Consider the following 24,754-nt stretch of genomic DNA (forward strand, 5'->3'; position numbering starts at 1 on the left):
TAAGCTTTTCCATGGCTTCTTTCTGTTTTTATTGATTGTTATTATTACGATTCATGTGGTTATTTGACTGGTCTTGCTGTTCTTTTTCAAGCTGGTTTTCTTCTTCCTTGTCTGCCTTGTTTTTTGATTCTTTCGGGGCTTCATCCGGATTCAATTGTTGAGTATTTTTAGGGAGTTCCGGCATAAGGCGTCCGGCAATATCTGAAAGTTCATTCAGGATACCTTGGACAGGTCTTCCATTTTCAATGTCTTCGCCAACTTCCTGCAGACGTGCATAAAGGTCAGGATCAGCAACAATCATTGCCTGGGCACCATGCGGGTCATCTTTTAAAGCTTCTGCCACTGAATATTTTATGGTGCCGACTTCCGATCTTTCGACTGCAGAATCAACATCTATCCCAACAAAGGCGTATCTTCCCAGAACAATAGCCGTTGCATCCTCAACATCAGGCACTGCTGTGGCGATCCTGACAAGATTTCTTGAAACTTCCTGGCTTGTTTCATTGTCCTGATGCTGAATATTACTGTTTTCTACATTGATAGGTCTGGGATTGTTTCCATTATCTCGATTATCGTAAGCGGTTTGGTTGTTCTGCTGGTTACACCCTGTTAAAAAGGCACCCAGCAGAAGCAAAGCAATCAATTTTTTCATTATGCAACCTCCGAATTATTATATCTGTATTTCTTATTGTGTAAACTTCTTCTATATTTATTCCTTGGTTCATATATTTTAGCAACGGGCCGTCCTATTTAAGTGGACCCTTAAGTAATAACCTGATGAAGAGGGTCTACATACAATAGTATAAGAATAGAGGAGCAGGAGGCATCGATTTGAAAAAAATTTATGTACTGGATACTAATGTCTTGTTGCAAGACCCGCAGGCGATTTTTTCCTTTCAAGATAATGAAGTTGTCATTCCCGCAGTAGTATTAGAAGAAGTCGACAGCAAAAAACGCTATATGGATGAAATTGGCCGTAATGCAAGGCATGTATCAAAACTAATTGATAGCTTAAGGCAACAAGGAAAGCTCCATGAAAGTATTCCGCTGTACAATGGCGGGTCACTGCGAATAGAGTTGAATCACCGCTCTTTTCATCAATTGCAGGAAATTTTTGTTGAAAAGACGAATGATAACCGCATATTGGCGGTAGCTAAAAACCTTTCTCTGGAAGAAGAGACAAAAGAAGACGGCCGGCAGGTTATATTGGTCAGCAAGGATACACTTGTCCGCGTCAAGGCGGATGCACTTGGGCTGCAGGCGGAAGATTTCCTGAGTGACAGGGTGGTGGATGTAAGTGACATCTACAGCGGCTTTATAGAGATATATATTCCTAAAGATCTGCTGGATAAGTTTTACGAAAAGGGCGAGATACCGTTAGCAGATATTACTCAGCACCCATTTTATTCTCATCAATTCCTTTTGATGAAGGATTCAATGGGGAGTTCAGCTTCAGCAGTAGGCATTATCGATATCACGGGTAAATTTGTGAGAAAATTCATTTATGATCAGGACCATATTTGGGGAATCAAACCTAGAAATGTTCAGCAGACAATGGCAATGGAATTGCTGCTCAGGGAAGATATACCCCTGATTACAATGGTGGGGAAGGCAGGGACAGGAAAGACGCTGCTGGCACTAGCGGCCGGTCTTCTTCAGACAGAGGATCTTCAGGCATATAAGAAGCTTTTGGTGGCAAGACCGATAGTCCCAGTAGGAAAAGATATAGGGTTCCTTCCTGGAGAAAAGCAGGAAAAGTTACGCCCTTGGATGCAGCCGATTTTTGACAATCTTGAGTACCTTTTTAATACCAAAAAACCTGGTGAGTTGGATGATATCCTGGCCGGAATGGGCTCAATCGAAGTGGAAGCACTCACCTATATCCGTGGAAGAAGCATCCCTGAACAATTCATCATCATTGATGAAGCGCAAAACCTCACCAAGCACGAGGTTAAAACAATACTGACGAGGGTGGGAGAAAAAAGTAAAATCGTTCTCATGGGAGACCCGGGACAGATTGATCACCCTTACCTTGATGAATATAATAACGGATTGACCTATGTAGTTGAAAAATTTAAGGACCACCCGGTCGCAGGGCACATCAAATTAATGAAAGGGGAAAGGTCCGGCTTAGCGCAGCTCGCAGCTGATATATTGTAATTAAAAAACACATTAACAACATATGAAAAAAACGATTCAGCTGTGCCGGCTGGATCGTTTTTTTTGAGTGTTTATTTTATTGTAATTCCTCTTACGTTCTTGATAGGATTTTCCAAGTTGGAGCCATCCTTGAAGTACACATGCACAGGTCCATCTTCTTTTAATGGCTTTCCGTCCTTTGAAAAGCCAAGCAAAAGTTCATCGGCTTTAGATAAAGGAAGGGTAAGCTCTTCACTGTGATCACCGCTCATAATGACAAGCGTGTCAGCACCGTCTTCCGGTTCAGCATTATTCAGGAAGGGAATTAACGGAATACCGAAAGTTCCGTTCAGTATCTTTTCCTTTTCATACTTTTTTTCCGTTTTCAAGGTTGGAGGGGAAGTCGCCCCCTCTTGTATTTCCCTTGTCCAGTTTTTAGACATGTTCTTTGTATATGCGTCTAATTCATTTTCCGCTTTTATCTCGTCTACAAAATATGTATTTAAATCGACTTTTCGGTCGTCAAAAATCCAGACACCCGGATCTAATGTTATCTTATATTTCACCCTGCCTGTTAAAGGTATGATTGTTGCATCCATCTAAGTTCCCTCCATCTATGTAATAGGTTAAGTATATCAGAAAATACACCGCTTTCACACTTTGTCGATTCACCAAATGAGTAACAGGCCGGATAGTTGGGAAAAAGATATAGAAACAAATAGTGAAACGACAGGAGAGGTTGGAATGAATATAGATAATAAAATTCTTGCAAACATGGTCAATGAAGCGAGGCCTATTTCTGCTGAGGGAAAGCTCGTAGATTACATACCTGCTCTGAAAAAAGAGAATAAAGATAATCTTTCAGTCTCGGTGTGTTTTTTAAATGGTGAGTTTTTCTATGCAGGAGACTACCTTGAAAAATTTACTCTGCAAAGTATATCAAAGGTAATTACACTGGCACTGGTATTAATGGATAATGGGGAAGAAGAGGTATTTTCAAAAGTGGGGATGGAACCGACGGGAGACCCCTTCAACTCAATTGTCAAACTTGAAACAAATAGAGTCTCCAAACCGTTAAACCCCATGATCAATGCTGGAGCGCTAGCCGTGACAGACATGATAAAAGGGGCGACAAATGAGGAGAAGTGGGAAAGGTTACTGGCTTTTGTCAGGGAGTTAACTGGTGATCATGAAGTAACTTATAATTCAGAAGTCGCTGAATCAGAATTCAACACCGCCTTCCTAAATCGCTCACTAGGATACTTTATGAAACAGCACGGGATCATAAAGGGAGATATTGAACATTTGATTTATGTCTACACAAAACAATGCGCAATTGAAATGAACTGCCAGGACCTCGCAAAAATAGGAGCGGTCTTCGCAAATGACGGAGTTGATCCCGTGACAGGAAACCAATTGATTACAAGGGATGTCGCCCGTATTTGCAAGACATTCATGGTTACTTGTGGAATGTACAATTCATCCGGTGAGTTTGCCATAAAAGTCGGAATACCTGCGAAAAGCGGAGTTTCTGGAGGGATTATGGGTTCCGTCCCCCGTAAATGCGGTATCGGAATATTCGGTCCCTCTTTAGACGATACAGGAAACAGCATAGCGGGCCTGAAACTTCTCGAGTTGATGGGCTCTGAATATAAATGGAGTATATTTTGATTATTGGTGAGTCATGGTGAGGAGTCATACTACTAGTCGTGTGATTATTAGGTAGTGGGCTTTTTCATAGTTTAAAGGACGATAAAAGAAAAAAGAAGACCTATAGAGAGTGTCTAAAGGCTGATAAAAGAGAAAGGGAAAAAACAAAAGATCTATAGAGAGGCCCTAAAGACCGAGAAAACAAAAAAAGGCCATTGAAAGTGATTCATGTACAGTGGATATTAAAATCCCTCAAGCCCCCAATCCGTACGGCGCAGACCGGCCGCTTACGCTTTAGAATTGTCCAGTTGCGGTGCCCCATCGGCTAGTGTACTGCCCGCCCCCTCCTCTGCGATAAGTCATCAAGTTCATTTCCTCAATATTTTCGTAGTTGTTTCTGAAAAAATCGGGTGCTGGATTTTTTCTGTCATAACAAGTGCTTCGACTCAACGGGAACTCTGATACATTGGGAAATGAACATCATCGTCTCTTATCGTTCGACGTGATTCCTTTATCTCAATGCGGGTATGGTACAGTCCGTACGCCGCTGAGCGGGGCACCTTCACTTTTCTTTTCATCCAGCTCCAGCGGCCAACGCCTAGCGGATTGCGGTCTCTCTCCTTGCGATAAGTCATCAAGTTCATTTCCTCAATATTTTTAAAGTTGTTTCTGAAAAAATCGGGTTCTGGATTTTTTCTGTCTAAAAAAAGTTCTTCAACACAACGTGCACTCTAATACATTGGGAAATGAACATCAACAACTCGCTCCGCTCTTCGTGATTCCTTTATCTCATGCGAGAGCCCTTCAATCCGTACGGCGCTAACCGGCCGCTTCCGCTTTAGTTTTCCCCTTGCATTTTCCTCCATTTAACGATAAAATTTTAAGATAAGAGAATCGCTATTTGTACGGAATGGGGGGATCATTATGGCGTCTGAGATGAAAATCGACCATCGTGAAAAAGCCTATCAGCTGCTGAAGGCTGACGCAGAGAAAATTTTAAAACTTATCAAAGTACAGATGGATAATTTAACGATGCCCCAATGTCCTTTGTATGAGGAAGTGTTGGATACTCAAATGTTCGGATTATCCCGTGAAATAGAATTTGCTGTCCGTCTGGGACTAGTGGATGAAGTGGATGGAAAGACCCTTATGGATTCTTTAGAGAGAGAGCTTTCTGCTCTGCATGAGGCTTCGACCAAAAAATAAATACTTATTGAAACTCAAACAAAAAGCAATTGACTGTTTGAGTTTTTTTACTAGACCCATCAAATGCCATTCTATTTGTAAATTTAAGCAGGATTTTTAGTATTTTAGTAGAATATTTTTAAAAAAGGGATAGGAAGAGATTATGCTTATAAAAAAAATATTAAAATCGTACGACTACTCCTTGATAGCTGTTTATGCGTTTTTGGTTTTCTTTGGGTTGATAATGATTTATAGCGCAAGCATGGTAACGGCTGTTGAATACTATGAATTAAGCAGTGATCACTTCTATCAAAAACAGCTATTTAATATTTTTATTGGTTTTGGGGCTTTTTTATTTGCTGCTGCCTTCCCGTACAAAGCGTTTACTAGATTTAAGCTTCCATTAAAATTAGTGCTGTTCGGTACGATTGGACTTCTGCTTGCTGTCCATTTTGTCGGCGATGAAGTCAATGGGGCACAAAGCTGGCTCGATGTCGGTTTCATGCAGATTCAACCTTCCGAATTTGCGAAGCTGACAGTGATCATTTACTTGGCAGCTGTTTATGCAAAAAAGCAGGATTACATAGATCAACTGAATGTTGGTGTAATGCCTCCTTTGCTGCTGTTTGGCTTTATTTGTTTCTTGGTGTTCCTCGAACCGGATTACGGAACGGCAGGTATAATATTTGCGATTGGTTGTTTTGTGATTCTCTGTTCGGGCATCAGTTTCAAGATGTTTTTTAAACTGGGAGTTGTGGGTGCTGTTCTCATGCTTGTCCTGTCACCATTTATCTATCTGGGAAGGAACTATATTTTCACAGATGAAAGAGTGGGCAGGATTCATGCATACCTTGATCCATTCAAGTATGCCCAGGGGGAAGGCTATCAGCTTGTCAATTCATACTTGGCTATAGGTGCCGGAGGGATCAAGGGGCTCGGCCTCGGCCAAGGCATCCAGAAACTCGGATATCTGCCGGAATCACATACCGATTTCATCATGGCCATCATTGTGGAAGAGCTAGGGCTGTTTGGCGTGGCTTTTGTCATTGTGGGTCTCGCCTACATCGTATTACGAGGAATCTATACAGGAGTGAAAAGCAGGGATCCGTTTGGGACCATGCTGGCCATCGGTATTTCCAGCATGATAGGCCTTCAGGCGTTTATTAACCTGGGAGGAGTGTCTGGTGTGATTCCAATTACAGGGGTTCCGCTTCCTTTTGTCAGCTACGGGGGCTCCTCTTTGCTTGTCCTGTCCCTTTCAATGGGGGTCTTGGTCAACGTATCAATGTTTGTAAAGTATGAGGAAAAATATAGAACCCAGAAAGATAAGCCTGTTGTTGACAGCAGTGAAGTTAAAAATGTTTACAGTATCCATCAGTAAAAGGAATTCGGGCTGATATTTAGGATTGTCTCTAGAAATCAGCCCTTCTATATAAGTGGATTTGTTTGAAAAATTGAAACTTTCCGACTTGGTTTTTCAACATCTGCAAAAAAATATACATAACAAACATGATAACTGCTTAAAGGAGAGAGAGAATTTGAAGAAATTTAACAAAGTATTAGTGGCAAACCGCGGAGAAATCGCAATTCGCGTCTTCCGTGCATGTACAGAATTAAATTTAAGGACAGTAGCGGTTTATTCTAAAGAGGATTCGGGTGCCTATCACCGCTATAAAGCGGACGAAGCCTACCTGGTAGGAGAAGGTAAAAAACCGATTGATGCCTATCTTGATATTGAGGGAATCATCGCAATCGCAAAAAAAGCAGAGGTAGATGCTATCCACCCCGGATATGGCTTCTTATCTGAAAATATAAATTTTGCAAGAAGATGTGAAGAGGAAGGCATTACCTTTATTGGCCCTCATTCAAAGCACCTTAATATGTTTGGGGATAAGGTAAAAGCAAGGCATCAGGCTCAATTGGCTGATATTCCAGTCATTCCGGGAAGTGACGGTCCTGTAACAGGCCTTGATGAAGTAGTCCAATTCGGAAAGAACAATGGATACCCAATTATCATTAAAGCTTCACTTGGAGGCGGCGGTAGAGGAATGAGGATTGTCCGTGGTCCTGACCAGGTGAAAGAGTCCTATGAAAGAGCCAAGTCGGAAGCAAAGGCTGCTTTCGGAAATGATGAAGTTTATGTAGAGAAATTTGTAGAGAATCCAAAGCATATTGAGGTTCAGATCTTAGGAGATGAACAGGGAAATATCGTCCATCTGTTTGAGAGGGACTGCTCGGTACAGCGCAGACATCAAAAGGTTGTCGAAGTGGCACCATGTGTATCTCTTGACGAAAAGCTTAGGGACGATATCTGTAACGCAGCAGTCAAGCTGATGAAAAATGTAGATTATGTAAATGCAGGAACCGTTGAATTCCTTGTGGCGGATAACCGATTCTATTTCATCGAAGTCAATCCAAGGGTACAAGTTGAGCATACCATTACTGAAATGATTACAGGGATTGATATTGTGCAGTCTCAGATCATGATAGCAGAAGGTAATGAGTTACACGGCAGCAAAATCGGAATTCCTTCACAAGAACAAATCACAATCCATGGATATGCTATTCAATCACGGGTAACAACCGAGGATCCTTTAAATAATTTTATGCCTGATACCGGAAAAATCATGGCCTATCGTTCAGGCGGCGGTTTTGGTGTGAGGCTTGATGCTGGGAATGGTTACCAAGGGGCAGTCATTACTCCTTTCTATGATTCACTGCTTGTGAAGGTCTCTACATGGGCATTGTCCTTTGACCAGGCGGCTTCGAAGATGGTCCGTAACCTTCAAGAGTTCCGAATAAGAGGAATCAAGACTAACATACCATTCCTTGAAAATGTCATTAAACATGAACAATTTTTGACAGGACAATATGATACGTCCTTCATAGACACCACACCACAGCTCTTTATTTTCCCAAAACGGAAAGACCGCGGCACAAAGATGCTGTCTTATATCGGGAACGTAACGGTTAATGGTTTCCCGGGAATAGAAAAGAAAAAGAAACCGGTGTTTGACAAGCCGAGAATCCCTAAAGCCAAAGACTTGCCGGAACTGAAAGATGGGACAAAACAAATCCTTGATCAACAGGGTCCTGAAGGATTGGTTAATTGGGTAAAAGATCAGAAAAATGTTTTGCTGACAGACACTACATTCAGGGATGCCCATCAATCCTTGCTTGCCACGAGAGTCAGAACACATGACTTGCAAGCGATATCAGACCCATCAGCCCGGTTGATGCCTGATCTGTTTTCATTTGAAATGTGGGGCGGGGCAACCTTTGATGTCGCGTACCGATTCCTGAAAGAAGATCCATGGGACAGACTGATTAAAATGCGGGAAAAAATTCCGAATGTGCTGTTCCAAATGCTGCTCAGGGCTTCAAATGCCGTAGGGTATAAAAATTATCCTGACAATGTTATCAGGGAATTTGTTGAAAAGTCATCGTTTTCCGGAATTGATGTGTTCAGAATATTTGACAGCCTCAACTGGGTTCAGGGGATGGAAACAGCCATTGACGCTGTAAGGCAGAATGGCAAGATTGCTGAAGCAGCAATTTGCTATACAGGTGATATTCTGGACCCATCAAGACAGAAGTACGATGTTCAGTATTATAAAAAGCTCGCTAAAGAACTTGAGGCACAGGGGGCTCATATCCTTGCCATCAAAGACATGGCCGGCTTGTTGAAACCGCAGGCTGCGTACCGGTTGATTTCTGAACTGAAAGACACAGTTGACCTTCCGATTCACTTGCACAGCCATGATACAAGTGGTAATGGTATCTATACGTACGCTAAAGCGATCGAAGCGGGAGTGGATATCGTTGATACTGCATTAGGGTCAATGTCCGGTTTGACATCACAGCCAAGTGCGAATACCCTATACTATGCAGTAAAAGGTACAGAGAGAGAACCACAGGTAGACGTTAATTCGTTGGAAAAGCTCTCGCACTATTGGGAAGATGTTAGAAAATATTATAACGATTTTGAGAGCGGCATGATGTCTTCGCATACAGAGGTTTATCAGCATGAGATGCCTGGCGGACAGTACAGCAATCTTAAGCAGCAGGCAAAAGCTGTCGGACTTGGCGACCGTTGGGAAGAAGTGAAAGAAATGTATTCCAGGGTTAATCACTTGTTTGGTGACATCGTCAAAGTAACTCCGTCTTCAAAAGTGGTGGGTGACATGGCGTTATTCATGGTTCAGAATGATTTGTCAGAAAGTGATGTCCTGGAGCGCGGGGAGAAGATTGATTTTCCTGATTCTGTCATCGAGTTGTTTGAAGGATACTTGGGTCAGCCTTATGGAGGATTCCCAGAAAACCTTCAAAGGGTCATTTTGAAAGGGAAAGAGCCAATTACGGTCAGACCTGGTGAGCTTCTTGATGATGTTGATTTTGACAAACTGAAAGAGCAACTGTTCAAAGACCTTGACCGACAGGTAACAAGTTTCGATGCGATAGCCTATGCGCTGTATCCGAAAGTCTTTATGGAATACAACCAGGTTGTGGATGCATTTGGCGACATTTCGGTATTAGATACTCCAACTTTCCTGTATGGCATGAGGCTCGGAGAAGAGGTAGAGGTTGAGATTGAGACAGGTAAGACGTTAATTGTAAAATTGATTTCAATTGGAGAACCGCAGGCAGATGGGACAAGAATTGTCTATTTCGAGCTTAATGGACAGGCGCGTGAAGTAGTCATTAAGGATGAAAGTATCAAGGCTGCGGTTGCGCTAAAACCGAAAGCAAACCCGAAAAATGAAAGTCATATAGGTGCCACGATGCCGGGAACGGTACTTAAAGTGATTGTAGAAAAGGGCGAGAAAGTGAGCCAGGGGGATCATCTCCTTATCAATGAGGCTATGAAAATGGAGACTACTGTGCAGGCTCCATTCACGGGAACCATCAAAGACATCCATGTTAAGAGCGGAGATGCCATTGCACCTGGTGACCTATTGATTGAACTGGACCGAATTTAAGTAACTCAACAAAACTCTTTTCTATAACTCTGTTGCTATTAACGGCGAAGTTCAAGAGAAGTGGCCATATTTTACATGTGTTTTCCTGGTAAACAAGAAAGAAAAGAGCTAATCACCCTGTTCAGTTAGATAAGCCTTTATACCGAAAGCAACAATCGATACTGAATACAGCGTTCAACAAAAAAAGGATGGGGCACACTCCCCATCCTTTTTACATTTGTACTATTTACGCAGTTTGCTTCTTGAGGCAAGCAGGATAAAATAACATAGCAATCCAAATAAACAAGATATGATCAAAGCGTGGGCAAGTGCCACGTAAAGATTCAGACTTGTGAGAACCGTCAGAGCCCCGGTGGTAGCCTGTAAGGTAACAAGGATAAAGGCAATGATCCAGCCCCAGTAAAGAACTCTTTGATTCTTATAATTTTTTACTGCCACAAAAGTTGCATAGGCTATCCAAAAGAAGATTAAGGCAGCGGCAAATCTATGCCCCATCTGTATCCATTCATACATATTTGTCGGCCATGCAGGATTGTCGTTCAGACATAATGGCCAGTCTCTGCAAATCAAGCTTGATTTGGTATGTCTTACTAAAGCGCCGGTATAGACGACAACGTAACTGTAGAGTGTGATACCGATGATGTGGAATCTCATTTTGCGGTCAATCACAACTTTGTCAGCGTCAAATTTTTTGTCCACTTCAAATATCAGAAGTGTCAAAAGCAATACTGCTGCAAAGGAGATCAGCGATATACCAAAATGAAGGGCCAGGACGAAATCTGATTGAGCCCAAATAACGGCTGCTGCTCCGATAAGTGCCTGCGCTGCCAGGAAGAAAAAAGATAAAGCAGCAAGAAGTTTTGTTTCTCTTTTATAACCGATGGCTTTCCATGACCAGACAGCGAGGACGAGAACCAGGATTCCCACACTGCCCGAAACAAGTCTGTGTGATAATTCTATCACCAGCTCAAATGTGATCTGGCTTGGAACTAATTCCCCGTTACAAAGGGGCCACGACCGTCCGCACCCTAAGCCAGAGTCGGTTTTGGTAACAAGTGCGCCGCCAAGAAGCACAAACAGCATGCCCAATGTGGTGATGACGCTTAACCATTTCAACCCTTTATGCAATCTATTCACCTACTTTTAAATAAACTTTCAAACTTCTAATTACTATAAAAAACGTAAATTAATGCAGAAATTAATATGGGGTACAATTTAAATGAAAAGGTATTCTAAAAAAATGTACGCCTTTAAGATGATACCGAATAACCCCTTAAAAAACAACAGATAAAATGTTACAGAAAAACGAGAAAAATGGGGAACCATACAGAATGTACTAGATTAAGAGCAGGCAGCATTGCAGGTTTGTAATAAAAATGTCGAATGACTGTAAGCGTTTAACCTGTTTTTATGGTATGATGTTTCTGTGAAATACTCTATAATTTGAAAGGAAGCTGGATGACACAATATCGCCATATTTCATTCCGTTCTATTTACCAAAAAGAAAAAAATCTGTGGTTTAATATAATATTGACAGCTGAAATTTTAGACAATTTACAGGCTGGACAGGTCATTTTTTTCAGTACGATTACAGGAAATCTATTAAATTCCTGCTTGTTTATAGAAATGGATATGGAATTCCTTTATAGTATAGAGGTGGGGAAAACCTCTGTTATCTAAGAGAGAGGAGGGGGAAAGATGTCTAACAGCAGAGTAATTGCAGATATGGAAAATGCAGATATTCCAGTTACTACAGCATGGAAAGACTTTTTAGCCCTTATTAAAATTGGTATTGTCAATTCCAATTTGATTACAACATTTACAGGTATGTGGTTAGCTTTTCATTTTACTAATACACATTTCCTGGATTCACTTCACACGATGTTCCTCACTTTAGCGGGGTCAGCACTTGTCATGGGTGGATCTTGCAGCATCAATAACTATATTGATCGAGATATCGACCATTTAATGGAGAGGACCAAAGGACGGCCTACGGTAACGGGCAAGATTACCGGCAGCAAAGCATTGCTGATTGGATTGCTGATGGTTACTATAGGAACTGTTCTTTTATTTATGACTACCGTAACGGCTGGGGTTATAGGCATCATCGGTATCTTCAGTTATGTCGTCCTATACACAATGTGGTCTAAGAGACAGCATGTTAGCAACACGGTTGTGGGCAGTATCTCAGGTGCTGTGCCGCCGCTGATCGGCTGGGCTGCAGTGGATGCCAACCTTGATCTTATTGCGTGGGCATTATTTGCCATTGTCTTCATTTGGCAGCCGCCGCATTTCTATGCTCTGGCCATGAAGCGCGTCGAAGAATACAGGGCGGCTAATATTCCTATGCTTCCAGTCGTGAAAGGTTTTGCAGCCACTAAGAACCATAGTGTGGCATGGGTTGCCGGACTACTTCCGATTCCATTTTTCCTGATGGAACTTGGCCCGGTATTCTTTACCCTGGCAACAGCATTCAATATTGGATGGTTAGCTTTAGCTCTTTCAGGTTATAAAATGAAAGATGACTTGAAATGGGCAAGGCTGATGTTTGTTTATTCTTTAAACTACTTGACTATCCTTTTTGTAGCGATGGTCATCCTGACCGTCATCTAATTAATTCGGGAATTCTTTCTATAGGAAATCCATATAAAATAAGTTTCAGTCCTTGTTCAACAAAAGTACATTACATGAAAGAGGGGTTTGATTAAGCTATGAAAGCAAGGCTAACTAAATGGCGTTTATTATCAGTTTTTACACTGATGGCGCTCGTTCTTTCCGGCTGTGGAGAGCCATTTGTTTCTACATTACAGCCAGCCGGTGAAGTGGCACAAATGCAATATGATCTTATGATCCTGGCTACTTCTATCATGGTTCTCGTAATTATAGTAGTTGCAATTGTTTATTTTGTTGCTATTGTGCGTTTCCGTCGTAAAAAAGGCGACGAAAATAAGATTCCTAAGCAAGTGGAAGGAAGCCATACACTGGAGGTTATCTGGACTACTGTTCCGATCATCCTTCTGTTAATCCTGGCTGTACCGACCGTTTCGGCCACGTTTAAATTGGCTGACACAGATGCAATGGAGAAGAAAGATGCGGAAGGCAATCGAGAAGCACTTGTGGTGAATGTTCGTGCCAACCTTTACTGGTGGGAGTTTGAATATCCAGATCAAGGAATTATCACATCACAAGATCTTGTAGTGCCGACTGACAGAAAAGTATATTTCAACGTGACTGCTTCTGATGTCAAGCACTCCTTCTGGATCCCTGCAGTCGGTGGTAAGATCGACACAAACGTTGATAATGTCAATACATTCTTCCTTGAGTTTGATAGTGAAGCCGCTGAAGAAGTGGGCAACCTTTTCTACGGAAAATGTGCCGAGCTTTGCGGACCATCTCATGCTTTGATGGATTTCAAGGTAAAAGCAATCTCTCAAGATGACTTCAACAGCTGGGTAACAGCAATGCAGGAAACAGAAGAGCCTGCTCCTACAACTGAATTGGCTCAACAAGGACAAGAAATTTTCAATCAAAAATGTTTAAGCTGCCACGCGGTTTCCGGTCAGGACCAAAGACCAGAACAGGCACGACTTGCGCCTAATCTTGCCAACTTTGGTGAGCGTTCTCGTGTAGCAGGAATTCTTGAACATAATGAAGAAGAATTGAAAAATTGGCTGGTAGATCCAGAGCAATATAAGCCGGGCAATAAAATGACTGGCACTTATGGCAATTTGGATGAGCAGCAATTAGACGCCCTGGCAGAATATTTAATGGGCTTAAAAGTACAAGATTAATTGGGGAAAGTAAAAGGGAGGTTAAATCGTGAGTAGCTATGCACAAAAGCAAGGCTTTGGCGCAACTATGTGGGATTACTTGACAACAGTTGACCATAAGAAGATCGCCATTCTCTACCTGATCTCAGGAGGATTCTTCTTCCTGCTGGGTGGTCTTGAAGCCTTGATCATTCGTATTCAGCTTGCCGTTCCAAACAGTGACTTCATCAGTGCAGGCTTATACAACGAAGTGTTGACCATGCACGGTACGACGATGATTTTCTTGGCAGCCATGCCGCTCATTTTTGCGTTTTTGAACGCTGTCGTTCCGCTGCAGATTGGTGCACGCGACGTTGCATTTCCATTCTTGAATTCACTTGGTTTTTGGTTGTTCTTCTTTGGAGGAGTATTCTTAAACCTATCTTGGTTCCTCGGTGGAGCCCCTGATGCTGGATGGACTTCCTATGCATCATTATCATTGGCATCAGAAGGCCATGGTATCGATTTCTATGTATTGGGTCTTCAGATTTCAGGTGCCGGTACACTTATCGGTGGTATTAACTTCCTGGTAACCATCATTACGATGCGCGCACCAGGTATGACTTATATGCGTATGCCTTTGTTCACATGGACAGCATTCGTTACGTCTGCATTAATTTTATTTGCATTCCCGGCTTTGACTGTCGGATTGTTCCTGATGATGTTTGACCGTTTGTTTGGTTCGAACTTCTTTGATGCCGCTACAGGCGGAAATACTATTATCTGGGAACATTTCTTCTGGATTTTTGGACATCCTGAAGTATATATCTTGATCTTGCCGGCATTCGGTATCTTCTCAGAAATTATTCCAACATTCGCTAGAAAGCGCTTGTTCGGTTATTCTTCAATGGTGTTTGCGACTGTACTTATCGGTTTCTTAGGATTCATGGTATGGGCTCACCATATGTTCACAGTTGGTCTTGGACCAATCGCGAATGCGATTTTCGCCGTGGCGACAATGGCGATTGCCGTTCCTACGGGTATCAAAATCTTTAACTGGTTATTTACAATTTGGGGTGGAAGCATTGCTTTTACGACTCCAATGCTATATGCCGTTTCATTTATCCCGACTTTCACCCTGGGTGGAGTTACAGGGATCATGCTTGCATCAGCTGCGGCTGACTATCAGTTCCATGACACTTACTTCGTTGTAGCCCACTTCCACTATGTTATCGTTGGTGGGGTTGTACTGGCGCTGTTGGCAGGTACGCATTTCTACTGGCCGAAAATGTTCGGTACAATGTTGAATGAGTTCTTAGGGAAGATCACTTTCTGGTTGTTCTTCATCGGTTTCCATTTGACATTCTTTATCCAGCATTTCCTTGGACTGATGGGTATGCCTCGCCGTATCTGGAAGTTCTTACCTGGTCAAGGGTTTGAAACAGGAAACCTTGTAAGTTCAATTGGAGCAGCCTTCATGGGCGTTGCTACCATCATTCTATTGATCAATATCATCATGACTCAGGTCAAAGGTGTGAGAGTCGGCAATGATCCTTGGGAAGACGGCCGTACTCTGGAGTGGGCTATTCCATCTCCGCCTCCATTCTACAATTTCAAGCAGACTCCGCTTGTTCGCGGATTAGACGCTTGGTGGTTGGAAAAAATGGAAGGCAAGAAAGAATTCACTCCGGCTGAGCCGATTGGTGATATCCACATGCCGAATAATTCAATCCTTCCATTTGTAATGTCCCTAGGATTGTTTGTAGCTGCATTTGGAGCGATGTACAGAGTAGATGATAAGGCATGGGCTATTCCGGTACTTGTTATTGGAATGCTGATTACACTTGGAGCTATGTTCCTTCGTTCAGTAATTGATGACCATGGTTATCATATCCACAAAGAAGACCTTCTTGAAGATTCCGACAAAGGAGGTAAGGCGTAATGCATACTGAAGAAAAATTCACGCCAAAAACTTGGCCGGCGGCACCTGAAAAGGCAACGCTGGAAGCAAAAAATAAATTCCTTGGATTCTGGTTTTTCCTAGGCGGAGAAACGGTTTTATTCGGATCCTTGTTTGCGACATACCTTGCTTTGAAAGATAGTGTACCTAGTCCGGATCATGCTCTTGCAAAAGATATTTTTGATCTGCCGCTTGCTTTCATTGCGACTATGCTGCTTTTGATAAGTTCATTGACAAGCGTTTATGCTATGTACCATATGAAAAACTACAACTTTAAAGGTATGCAGGCATGGCTGTTGATTACAGTATTGCTTGGTGCTGCGTTCCTTGGTCTTGAGATTTATGAGTTCAATCACTATGTCCACGAATATCATCATACGTTTACCAGCAGTGCGTTTGGTTCAGCTTTCTACACACTGGTAGGATTCCATGGTGCCCACGTTGCGTTTGGTCTTCTTTGGATCATCTCGTTGATGGTGCGTAATGCCAAGCGTGGATTTAGTCTTTACAATGCACCGAAGTTCTATGTTGCGAGTTTATACTGGCACTTTATCGATGTCGTGTGGGTTTTCATCTTCACGGTAGTATATCTAATGGGAATGGTGGGATAAACTGATGGCGAATGTACAATCAAATTCAGGTAACCCAAGCGTAGATTACGAATATCGCCGCAAGAAAAATAAAGAAGACATGAGAATGCAGGTAGTTTCATTTGCACTCATGATTTTCTTGACACTGGTGGCTTTTGTAGCTGTAGGTGGAGGCTTTTCTAAGTGGTTTGTAGTACCATTTATCCTTTTGCTTGCAGTCGTACAATTGATATTCCAATTGTATTACTTCATGCATATGAGCCACAAAGGTCATGAAGCACCAGCGTTGTTCCTTTATTCTGGAGCCTTGGTTGCCTTCATTACTATTCTGACTTTCTTGACGATTGTCTGGATCTAATTAACGAAGAAAACCCTTGTAACTGTGATAAGCAGTTTCAAGGGTTTTTTATTGTGCCTCCCTAATACTTCTTTTACATCTTCTTTTTGAAGTGTAGATGGGAGCATCTGACAAGATTACATACTCTTTTTTGTATATTTATTTAAATCATAGGAAGTAGTATTGTACATGTAGCTGAATTACATTCCAATCTTTTGAAAAGCTTGCTGCAAAATGATGAAATGTCATGAACTTGTCATTAGCTGGCGTTGAACTGTCGATTCCTGCAACGTATAATAAGGGGGAGCATTCTCTAAGGAAATGAGGTATTCATTATGCACTTAGGTATATTCGGATTTTTTGCATTATGGAGTCCGTTATTTATAATTACGATTTTACTTATGACAACTGTCTACTTTTTAGTCACGGTTAAATGGAGAACCAAGTTTGAAGAGAGTGAACCTCTTACTAAGAAGCAAGCATCCTTCTTTATCATTTCCATGGTCTTGCTTTATGCGATCAAAGGTTCTCCTGTAGAAGTGATGAGCACTATGCTATTTTCAATCCATATGACTCAAATGGCCACCCTTTATTTGGTCTTCACGCCGGTCCTTGTCCTTGCAATTCCCAGCTGGATCTGGAGGAAGCTGATCAATTTGCCTGTTGTCAAACCACTATTTTCATTTGCAACAAAACCACTTATAGCACTAGTAGCCTTTAACATTATTTTTTCTATTTATCATATCCCGGCGGTATTTGACAATGTCAGAACCGATGTAGTCTTGCATGGAGTATTTACATTTATTCTCTTTATTCTTGCAGTCTTCATGTGGTGGCCGTTATTAAATCCGGCAAACTTAAAAAATGATCTGCATGGTCTTAAGAAAATTGGGTATATTCTGGGCAGTGCTGTTTTGCTGACCCCAGCTTGCGGCTTAATCATTTTTGCCGATAATCCGCTGTATGCTACCTATTATGACCCGAAAGAGTGGTTGAAAGCACTGGCGCTTTGTGTCCCGGCTGATACCTTATCAGGTCTAAGCTTAAGCGGTCCGGAATTATTCACTTCTATGACTTTAGAGCATGACCAGCAGCTTGGCGGCGTCATCATGAAAATAATACAGGAAATTGTTTTTGGATATGTTCTGGCAAGCTTGTTTTTCCAATGGTACAAGAAAGACCAGGCGGAAGCAGACCAATCTGTTCAACACTTTGAAGCAGCAATGAATCCAAAACCAATCGAATAAGAAATCATTCCTACTATAGAGAAAAGAGAGGAAGAAACTATGTCTTTACCTATTTTACCAACAATCAGCACGACATTTATTGTGTTAAGTGCCATTACTGTTGCCATTGGCTGGTGGCAGATTAAGCAGCGAAAGATTGAAGCACATAAGAAAACGATGTTGACTGCAGCTGTATTTGCTTTGATTTTTTTCATTATTTATATGAGCCGAACCATATTTGTAGGTAATACATCTTTTGGCGGTCCGGAGGATATCAAGATATACTACACCTTATTTTTGATTTTCCATATTACGTTGGCTACAACTGGTGCAGTATTTGGCCTGGTCACCATTTGGTCTGGGTATAAGGAAAATTATAAGCGTCACAGAAAGCTGGGACCCATTACAAGTGTCATTTGGTTTTTTACTGCCACCACAGGTGTTGCCGTTTATCTGCTCTTATATGTCTTTTACAAAGGCGGGGAAACGACTTCTGTGATAAAGGCCATTCTCGGCCTTTAAAGTATCGATGAAGAGCTGGAAAATCTCCAGCTCTTTTTTTACTTTTTTCAAAAATTTTGTTGCTATGGAGAGTTACATTCGTAAGATATGACCAGTATTCACAAAAAATTATCCTTTAAAGCAAGAAAGAAAAGAGCTATTGATCAGAGAGAAATCCCTTGTACCCAAGGGGAAAATTCAGTCCTTTGGATTTTTCTGAAAGCACCAATCTATACGAATACAGCCTTTTTTTATGTAGTAAAACCTGAAGGAATAGATTACTCCCTTATAGAATAAAGGATGAGGGGGGATCACAATATGACTATCAAAAAGCTGAACAACCATCAATATGGAGAATCATTAAATCTTTCTATGTATGCTTTTCAATACAATGTACCGGAGGATGAAAAAGAAAACCGGTTCAAGCAATTGGAAAAGCAGGAGCTTTATGGGATAGAAGTAGATGATCAACTTGCGGCCAAACTGCATTTGCTTTCTCTGACTGTTTTTTTAGGGGGTAAAAAATTTAATATGGGTGGCATAGCAGGTGTCGCTACCTATCCCGAGTACCGGCGGCAGGGCTATGTAAAGGAGTTATTAGTCTACAGTTTAAAGAGGATGAAAGAAAAAGGTCAAAGCGTTTCAATGCTTCATCCATTCTCGATTGCATTTTATCGCAAGTATGGCTGGGAATTATTCTCTACGCTGAAGAAAGTGAAAGTAGCTCATACAGAATTGAAAATGTTCGAGCGGGTATCTGGACAGGTAAAGAGGTACACAAAGGATAACTATCCCCTTGAACTGGAAGAGGTCTATAACGGGTACGCACGCAAATTCAGCGGTATGTTGGCCAGGGAGAAAGAATGGTGGAAAGAAAGAACGATTACCAACCTGAATGTGGCCATTTACTATAATCAAGAGGGCAAGGGATTAGGTTACATATTATATGCCATTAAAGAACAGAAGATGAAGGTGGAAGAATTTGCTGCTCTAAATGCAGAGGCAAGAAGCGGCCTGTGGAATTTTATTTGTCAACACGACTCTATGCTTGAAGAAGTTGAATTGACTCTATCCCCTGACGACCCGCTTGTCTTTCTGCTTAATAACCCTAAAACGCCAACGGAGCTTCACCCTTACTTCATGGCAAGGGTAGTGGATGTACCTTCTTTTCTGGAACAATTCCTTATCTTATTTGAAAGTGAAGTGACTTTTAAAATCTCTGACACATATGCTCCGTGGAATAATGGAGCCTTTACCGTTACCTCTGATAAGGTGTTTAAAGGAGGGGGAGAGCATTCCAATATAATCGAAATGGATGTGAATGCGCTGGTACCTTTATTTTTTGGTGTTTACACTCCTGCAGCATTAAGGGAAATGGGTGTACTCAAAGGCAATGATGAAAGTGTATCCTCACTGAAGAATATTCAAGCTAAACCCGGTTTTTTCATTGACTTTTTTTAGGTAATACGTTTAATTAATGAAAAGGCAGGACCCTGAGGAGGGGCCTGCCTTATTTGCTGTTTAGTAATGATATAATTTACAGCTGATTAACTATTAATGTAATATCCACGACTAGTTTCAGCGCTAGGTTACATACCCACTGTGTAAATATCAGCCCCATTGGGTTATTAGCCCAAAGAGAGTAAAAGGGACGGTCGCTTTCTTCTCTTCTTAATTTTTTGCCTGTAGTGACTGATCAGGGTCTACGAGTTTTTATATTTTAAACTTCATTTTGATGATTCCTGCTTCTTTTGCAGAATTAAAGACAATGAGAATTAATGGACCCAAAATAAATCCTAATACACCGAGCAGCTTAAGGCCCAAGTACATGGCAATAAGAGTGGCCAGCGGAGAAAGACCGATATGGCTTCCCATTACTTTCGGCTCAACTGTCCGCCGGATAATCAGAAGGACGGCTGCTAACACCGCCAGTTCGGTTCCTAAGGTTAGATTGCCTGATAAAAGGTGATATAATGCCCATGGTCCCAGTACGACAATGGACCCTATTAACGGAATGAAATCAATGGCCCAAATGATTATGGACATTACTACTGCCACTTCAGGTGTAATAAAGAGGAGTCCAATCAATGAAGCCACAAAAATAATGATACTTACCAGAAACTGGGCTTTGAAAAAGCCGAAGATAACATACGAGAGCCTTGAAGTCATAAAGTTGACCTTTTCAGCCGTTTTTTCCGTTAAGTGACTGAATATACCCTGTTTGATTCTTGGAAGATCTAGCATGAACATAAATAAGGCAATCAAGTATACCAGGAAACTGACCAGATAGTTCGGGATATAGGCCAGGAAGGCGCTGATTTTCTCAATATCAAGGTAATCTCTCAAGCTGTTTTTAAAGCTGTTAAGGAAGTCCTGAACCTCGTTGCTTGTTTGAGTAACAATTTCAATCGGCAAGTCTTTAGCGGCATTTTTAAGCTGTTCTTCATATGTGAGCCAGATATTACTTAACTGATTAATATATGCAGGCATATCTTCCACCAGCTTGACCCCTTCACCTACAACTTTTGTGATCACAAAGTAGGAAAGTACACCAATCGCCAGCATGAAAATAATAAAGACGACCAACACCGCGAGTCTTCTTTTAATCTTAAATCTTCTTTCAAGCATTTTAACTGCAGGGTCCAGTAACAATGCTGTGACTATGGCGGCTATCAAGGGGATAGAAACCGGAAGGATATAATAAATCAATAAAATCGTTAATATGACAGCGATAGCAACCACTATCATCTTCCTGGAGAGAAACTTCGTCAATTTGAGGCCCCTTTCTTCTTATGTACCTATCATAACTATTATATTATAATAAGAGCTTTACTGAACAGAGCACAGCCTTCCAATTCGGCTTTTTTTTTACGCTGCACTTACAACCTGATATTTTTTAGTTACTACCTTAGTTAAAAACACTGCTTGTCCCGGCGGTTCCTCCTAATGGGCGCAGGGGCAGCCCCAAGGATGTCTTCAAAAAGCTTACAAATGACAATATAAAAAAGCCGGCAGAATGGGGATGCCCTATACTGCCGGCTTAAGCGCTTTGTTATTCAGCGAATCCTGAAACTTCGGCTTTAATCTCAGCCAATAGTTTCTCGCATGTCGTCACTAGGTGACCTGGGAAATGCTCTCCTTCACCATATTCCACACCATGCGGATAATAGTGTTTTCCTAAAAGAGGCGTCATTAGTTGAATGACAGCATCATGTCTTCCGATGTCTCCATTCACTGTATGGCCTGGTATTCTCAGATAGTATGTACCTTCTTTAATTTCAAATTTCTTGTCATACATTACACGCTCATAATCCCACTGACCATCTCTCAGCATACCATGAGATTTCATGACCTCATCCAACCTGTTTAAATCCGCTTTCATTTTTTCAACGCCAGAAGCTTCAAATCGCATAAAAATCCCTCCTATATCATCAACGCATTCTTATCTTTTCATATAAATACAGACAAAATGCAAAAAATCCTCATCCTTTATAATAGTGTAATTCATCAATTGTTGCAACGAATACATTGTGACGAATTTAGTAAATTCCCGTGTGCAGGCGAATACTTCTTACTAAAAGGAGAATGATATGAAAAGTTACATCAATAGAATGGAGTGAACCAGCTGTGATCGTCAAAGAAATTATGTGCAGCAATGTAGAGACTTGTACATTGCTTGACAATGTATATGAGGTAGCCGTCAAGATGAAGGAAAATGACGTGGGGGCAATCCCGATAGTAGATGGGGAACACCTTGTAGGGATGATTACCGATAGAGATATCGTTGTAAGGGGAGTCGCTGAAAAACACCCGGGCTCCTCCAAAGTCGAAGAAGTAATGAGTGATGAATTGGTGACAATTGGATCAGATTCAACCATTGACGAAGCCGCCATGTTGATGAGCCGCCATCAAATTCGTAGGCTTCCCGTAGTGGATGGCCAAAGACTTATTGGGATTGTCTCACTAGGAGACCTGGCAGTACGAGATAAACTGGACCATCAAACCAACCTGGCCATAGAAAAAATCTCTGAGCATGAGAACATATCCAATAAGCCTATTTAGAATAGTTCATCTGACGAGTGTCGACAAGATGGACTGTGCTTTTTCTTATCCTTCTAAAAAATGGACTATTCTTTAATGGAATGGTCCCATTTTTTGTGTCGGAAAGACGAACACCTTAGAACTAAATGGATATATTCTTGAGCATTTGTAATTTTACATGAAAGGGTCCATGGTTCTTAATCAAGAAATTTGGACTATTCTTGCAAGAATGATCCGTAAAATCATGTGGTCCAAAAAAGTGGATTATTCTCATGCAGAATGATTCAAATTTCTCCTTTCCTAGTAGGTTTCTGAAAAATAATGCAGGCTGTGAGTGCAAGTGACCATCAAAATGAAAAAAGAGCGTAAGGCTTATGCCGAAAATTAAATTACAGTGATAATCTTCCGCGCAATTATTCTAAATTTCTAAAAGCTTGTACTGTAAATGGAATTATAACTAATGCTATACTAATATTAGTTATTCATACATATGGTCAAGCTTTTGATGTTTTATTTAACTCAAAATGCCTCCTGAAATGATGAAGTTTTTTAATCAGCATACTTAGAGAAAGGAGGGCAATTCCTGAAAACCTTACTTCGGATTTTTACGATTCTAGCAATTATATTATTTGTCGGCATATATTCAAATGGGAAACAGGATGATGCTCCTATCTTAAAAGGGCCTGAAACGAACGAACCTCAATTAGGAAATGAAGATTCATTGAGTGGTTGGGAAGAACCTTCAAATGTAGCCGGTCCACAAAAGGGAATAGCATCATTTATTAACAAAAGTGCCGAAGAGCTTGTCGCGCAATTGGGTGAACCTGATCGAATCGATCCATCGGCTTATAATTACGAATGGTGGATTTATTACCTTTCTGAACAGTCGTATTTACAAGTGGGAATAGAAAGAAGCAAAGTGGTTACGATCTATGCGACTGGCAGTGAAGCAGATATCCAACCATTTAAGATCGGTCAGACTGTCAATGAAATTTATAAAGATTCCTCAGTGGAATCTGAGATTGTTGTCAATGTTAATGAAGGGACGTATCGCTTTGAACTGTCTGAAGAAGACTTGAACACCAGAATGTTGACATCGATTGGGGATGTATATGCCCAGCTTTATCTGGATAAATTCACCAGTAAACTCGTGAGTATCCGTTTCTTCAATAAAGAAACGCTTGTGGAGCAAAGGCCGTATGAAATGGTCTATAGAGGAGATCTAATGGAGGAGAATGATATTCCGAACGAAGAATGGGATGAAATTTCCAGAGGCAGTGAACAGCAGATTTTTGACATCACCAATATCCTCCGCTCCACTTATGAGGCAGGACAGGTAGATTGGGATGAAGAAACTGCCATGGTGGCAGAGGAACATAGTAAAGACATGTTTGAACAGGATTACTTTTCACATGAGTCTCCAACCTTTGGAACTTTGGCCGACCGGCTTGAGAGCGCTGAGATTGCGTTTGGGATGGCGGGAGAGAATATCGCAGCTCAATATGCTGACGGGCCGGCTGCCGTGCACGGCTGGCTGAACTCAGAAGGCCACAGGAAAACCTTATTAGAGCCCGACTTTACCCATCTAGGCGTAGGGGTTTACAGAAAGTATTATACTCAGAACTTTATCCAGCAATTTGATTAATGAACCGGCTGTCACAACAGCCGGTTTTTTCTGTGAAATCCTCTCCAAATCATAAAGGATTCTCATTATATTTTTTTCTTGACGATAAAAAATGAGCCTGTGCAATGTGCAATCGTTTTGCCTTCTTCTGAAAGTACTTTTCCATCTATGACCAGTGTCTTGGAACCCTTATGGACCAGAGTTCCTGTTGCAGTCAAACTGCCATGTTGTCCGGGGGCCAAGTAATGGATGGTTAGATTGGTGGTGACGGCGCCATATCCTTCCGGAAGCAAGATGTTCGCCAAGGTACCCATGGCTGTATCCACCAGTGTGGCCGTGATACCGCCATGAACTATACCCAGTGAATTAAAGGTAAGGGGAGTAATGGGAATGGTGACTTTGCACGTATTATCCCCTGATGTCTTGTCCATGGCGAGTACAGCCCCTATATAGGAGCCATTTTGATTGTCCTGTTTCCTTCTGACTCCTTCGAGCATTTGTTTTATAACACTCAGGTCAGCTTCATTTCCTTTTTCAATACATTCATCGAGTAGTTTTGTCAGTTCTTCCTTCACGTTGATACATCCTTTTTTGTTATTATTCCGGTCAGCTATTTACTATATTAAGATAAGTATCTAATTTTCACTTTCCCCTCAAAAGCCTTTTGTATGGGAACTTAAAGAAAGGAGTTGGAAGTTATAAAGGCTCCATGGCTCCCAGGTGCAGGGTAGCATCGAGACACAGACACGGAACCCAACAATACGGCAAATTAA

22 protein-coding genes are annotated in these 24,754 nt (G+C 41.5%); 15 read left to right on the forward strand and 7 right to left on the reverse strand.

What is annotated here, in order from left to right; genetic code table 11:
* Positions 1-28: 28 nt before the first annotated feature.
* Positions 29-652: a YhcN/YlaJ family sporulation lipoprotein gene (locus V1502_RS06565; protein WP_409253567.1), complete on the reverse strand. Its 624-nt coding sequence runs from the start codon at positions 650-652 to the stop codon at positions 29-31.
* A 179-nt stretch (positions 653-831) separates the two neighbouring features.
* On the opposite strand from V1502_RS06565, the gene V1502_RS06570 reads away from it, so the two are divergent.
* Positions 832-2,160: a PhoH family protein gene (locus V1502_RS06570; RefSeq protein ID WP_409253568.1), complete on the forward strand. Its 1,329-nt coding sequence runs from the start codon at positions 832-834 to the stop codon at positions 2,158-2,160.
* Positions 2,161-2,231: 71 nt separating this feature from the next.
* Here V1502_RS06570 and V1502_RS06575 read toward each other — a convergent pair whose 3' ends face one another.
* Positions 2,232-2,738, reverse strand: coding sequence for a peptidyl-prolyl cis-trans isomerase (locus tag V1502_RS06575; RefSeq protein ID WP_409253569.1), 507 nt, complete (start codon positions 2,736-2,738; stop codon positions 2,232-2,234).
* 145 nt (positions 2,739-2,883) lie between these two features.
* Between V1502_RS06575 and glsA the strand changes: the two genes are divergently transcribed.
* Entirely contained in the window at positions 2,884-3,810 is a 927-nt protein-coding gene (gene glsA / locus V1502_RS06580) for a glutaminase A (protein ID WP_409253570.1), read from the forward strand.
* Between the two features lie 425 nt (positions 3,811-4,235).
* Here the strand turns inward: glsA and V1502_RS06585 are convergent, their stop codons facing one another.
* Complete coding sequence (locus V1502_RS06585; protein ID WP_409253571.1) at positions 4,236-4,424, reverse strand: hypothetical protein; 189 nt, start codon at positions 4,422-4,424, stop codon at positions 4,236-4,238.
* Between the two features lie 289 nt (positions 4,425-4,713).
* On the opposite strand from V1502_RS06585, the gene V1502_RS06590 reads away from it, so the two are divergent.
* The 3 genes from V1502_RS06590 to pyc all read left to right on the forward strand — a co-directional run bounded on the left by V1502_RS06590 (position 4,714) and on the right by pyc (position 9,953).
* A complete protein-coding gene (locus V1502_RS06590) occupies positions 4,714-4,995 on the forward strand; it encodes a YlaN family protein (RefSeq protein ID WP_006836725.1) in 282 nt (93 codons plus the stop codon).
* Positions 4,996-5,137: 142 nt separating this feature from the next.
* Positions 5,138-6,355: an FtsW/RodA/SpoVE family cell cycle protein gene (locus V1502_RS06595; RefSeq protein WP_409253572.1), complete on the forward strand. Its 1,218-nt coding sequence runs from the start codon at positions 5,138-5,140 to the stop codon at positions 6,353-6,355.
* 157 nt (positions 6,356-6,512) lie between these two features.
* On the forward strand, positions 6,513-9,953 hold the full coding sequence (gene pyc / locus V1502_RS06600; protein WP_409253573.1) for a pyruvate carboxylase: 3,441 nt from the start codon (positions 6,513-6,515) through the stop codon (positions 9,951-9,953).
* A 222-nt stretch (positions 9,954-10,175) separates the two neighbouring features.
* Here the strand turns inward: pyc and V1502_RS06605 are convergent, their stop codons facing one another.
* On the reverse strand, positions 10,176-11,081 hold the full coding sequence (locus V1502_RS06605) for a COX15/CtaA family protein (protein WP_409253574.1): 906 nt from the start codon (positions 11,079-11,081) through the stop codon (positions 10,176-10,178).
* A gap of 570 nt (positions 11,082-11,651) precedes the next feature.
* Between V1502_RS06605 and cyoE the strand changes: the two genes are divergently transcribed.
* The 8 genes from cyoE to V1502_RS06645 all read left to right on the forward strand — a co-directional run bounded on the left by cyoE (position 11,652) and on the right by V1502_RS06645 (position 19,777).
* Positions 11,652-12,566, forward strand: coding sequence for a heme o synthase (cyoE, locus tag V1502_RS06610; RefSeq protein WP_409253575.1), 915 nt, complete (start codon positions 11,652-11,654; stop codon positions 12,564-12,566).
* A 98-nt stretch (positions 12,567-12,664) separates the two neighbouring features.
* A complete protein-coding gene (gene coxB / locus V1502_RS06615; protein WP_409253576.1) occupies positions 12,665-13,744 on the forward strand; it encodes a cytochrome c oxidase subunit II in 1,080 nt (359 codons plus the stop codon).
* Positions 13,745-13,811: 67 nt separating this feature from the next.
* A complete protein-coding gene (ctaD, locus tag V1502_RS06620; protein ID WP_409254295.1) occupies positions 13,812-15,644 on the forward strand; it encodes a cytochrome c oxidase subunit I in 1,833 nt (610 codons plus the stop codon).
* On the forward strand, positions 15,644-16,273 hold the full coding sequence (locus V1502_RS06625) for a cytochrome (ubi)quinol oxidase subunit III (protein ID WP_409253577.1): 630 nt from the start codon (positions 15,644-15,646) through the stop codon (positions 16,271-16,273). The genes ctaD and V1502_RS06625 overlap by 1 nt, the downstream gene beginning before the upstream one ends.
* Positions 16,274-16,277: 4 nt before the next feature.
* On the forward strand, positions 16,278-16,610 hold the full coding sequence (gene ctaF, locus V1502_RS06630) for a cytochrome c oxidase subunit IVB (RefSeq protein WP_409253578.1): 333 nt from the start codon (positions 16,278-16,280) through the stop codon (positions 16,608-16,610).
* A 314-nt stretch (positions 16,611-16,924) separates the two neighbouring features.
* The gene (gene ctaG / locus V1502_RS06635) at positions 16,925-17,836 is read left to right on the forward strand and encodes a cytochrome c oxidase assembly factor CtaG (RefSeq protein WP_409253579.1); all 912 of its coding nucleotides are present in this window, start codon (positions 16,925-16,927) and stop codon (positions 17,834-17,836) included.
* Positions 17,837-17,875: 39 nt separating this feature from the next.
* Positions 17,876-18,337: a DUF420 domain-containing protein gene (locus V1502_RS06640; RefSeq protein ID WP_409253580.1), complete on the forward strand. Its 462-nt coding sequence runs from the start codon at positions 17,876-17,878 to the stop codon at positions 18,335-18,337.
* Between the two features lie 297 nt (positions 18,338-18,634).
* Entirely contained in the window at positions 18,635-19,777 is a 1,143-nt protein-coding gene (locus V1502_RS06645; RefSeq protein ID WP_409253581.1) for an enhanced intracellular survival protein Eis, read from the forward strand.
* Between the two features lie 252 nt (positions 19,778-20,029).
* Here V1502_RS06645 and ytvI read toward each other — a convergent pair whose 3' ends face one another.
* Positions 20,030-21,088 (reverse strand): sporulation integral membrane protein YtvI, encoded by a 1,059-nt coding sequence (ytvI, locus tag V1502_RS06650; RefSeq protein WP_409253582.1) that lies wholly within the window; start codon positions 21,086-21,088, stop codon positions 20,030-20,032.
* Positions 21,089-21,368: 280 nt separating this feature from the next.
* Positions 21,369-21,728 (reverse strand): YugN family protein, encoded by a 360-nt coding sequence (locus tag V1502_RS06655; RefSeq protein WP_409253583.1) that lies wholly within the window; start codon positions 21,726-21,728, stop codon positions 21,369-21,371.
* A 233-nt stretch (positions 21,729-21,961) separates the two neighbouring features.
* Between V1502_RS06655 and V1502_RS06660 the strand changes: the two genes are divergently transcribed.
* Both V1502_RS06660 and V1502_RS06665 read left to right on the forward strand, forming a co-directional pair.
* Positions 21,962-22,378 carry a CBS domain-containing protein gene (locus V1502_RS06660; RefSeq protein ID WP_409254296.1) on the forward strand — a complete coding sequence of 139 codons (417 nt, stop codon included), beginning with the start codon at positions 21,962-21,964 and terminating at the stop codon, positions 22,376-22,378.
* A 562-nt stretch (positions 22,379-22,940) separates the two neighbouring features.
* Entirely contained in the window at positions 22,941-24,002 is a 1,062-nt protein-coding gene (locus V1502_RS06665) for a CAP domain-containing protein (protein ID WP_409254297.1), read from the forward strand.
* 65 nt (positions 24,003-24,067) lie between these two features.
* Here the strand turns inward: V1502_RS06665 and V1502_RS06670 are convergent, their stop codons facing one another.
* Complete coding sequence (locus V1502_RS06670) at positions 24,068-24,556, reverse strand: PaaI family thioesterase (RefSeq protein ID WP_409253584.1); 489 nt, start codon at positions 24,554-24,556, stop codon at positions 24,068-24,070.
* Between the last annotated feature and the right edge of the window lie 198 nt (positions 24,557-24,754).

The sequence above is a fragment of the Rossellomorea sedimentorum genome (genome assembly GCF_046237645.1).
Lineage (GTDB): Bacteria > Bacillota > Bacilli > Bacillales > Bacillaceae_B > Rossellomorea > Rossellomorea sedimentorum.